The organism is Komagataeibacter kakiaceti JCM 25156, assembly GCF_000613305.1.
This window is the reverse complement of sequence record NZ_BAIO01000825.1, coordinates 1-702: the sequence shown is the minus strand read 5'-3', so window position 1 is coordinate 702 and position 702 is coordinate 1. Positions and strand designations below refer to the sequence as shown.

The 702-nt window shown below is 66.0% G+C and carries 2 protein-coding genes; both read right to left on the bottom strand.

Annotated elements, in window-relative coordinates; genetic code table 11:
• The coding region (gene tatB / locus JCM25156_RS26455) for a Sec-independent protein translocase protein TatB (protein WP_084296564.1) at positions 1-317 on the bottom strand (317 nt) is incomplete at its 3' end.
• A gap of 79 nt (positions 318-396) precedes the next feature.
• Positions 397-702: SMC-Scp complex subunit ScpB (gene scpB, locus JCM25156_RS19265; protein WP_025814443.1), on the bottom strand; the 306-nt coding region annotated here is incomplete at its 5' end.

Sequence of the window (702 nt, the reverse complement as noted above, 5' to 3'; positions counted from 1 at the left end):
CGCAGGGGGCGGGGTGATGACCGGCGCGAGCGCCGCTCGTCAAGCGTGCGGCGCAGCGTGCCATCGCCGTCAATGGCCTTCATGATCTTGTCACGCACGTTCAGCCGCCGGAGCTGGCCAAGCTGGTCACGCGCTTCGGTCAGGTCCGCCTCGCGCACCATTTCATCCACATGGGACTGGAATTCGGTGGCCAGCCCCCGCGCCTTCTTGATAAGGCCGGTGACCGTGCGGATGGCGACGGGCATGTCCTTGGGGCCGATCAGCAACAGGCCCACCACCCCGACCAGGGCAAATTCAGACCACGCGAAATCGAACATGAACCTGTTTCCTTCACCACCGCCGGGCATCGCGCCACCGGCGCGCACCCGCATCCTAGCACAGCTTCCCGCACACCTATCATGACACGGGCGGGTCAGGAACCTCGGGGTCGGTATCGGGCACTTCCACCAGCAGTTCCTCCCGCCGGGGCAGATCGCCCAGATCCTTGAGGCCGAAATGCCGCAGGAACCCCGATGACGTACCCCACAGGATCGGCCGCCCCGGCACTTCCTTGCGGCCCAGCGGCATGACCAGTTCCGCCTCCAGCAACGTATCAAGCACCTGCTGGCTCAGGCTGACGCCACGGATTTCCTCGATCTCGGCGCGGGTGCAGGGCTGGTGGTAGGCGATGATGGCCAGCGTTTCCATGGTCGAGCGCGCCAG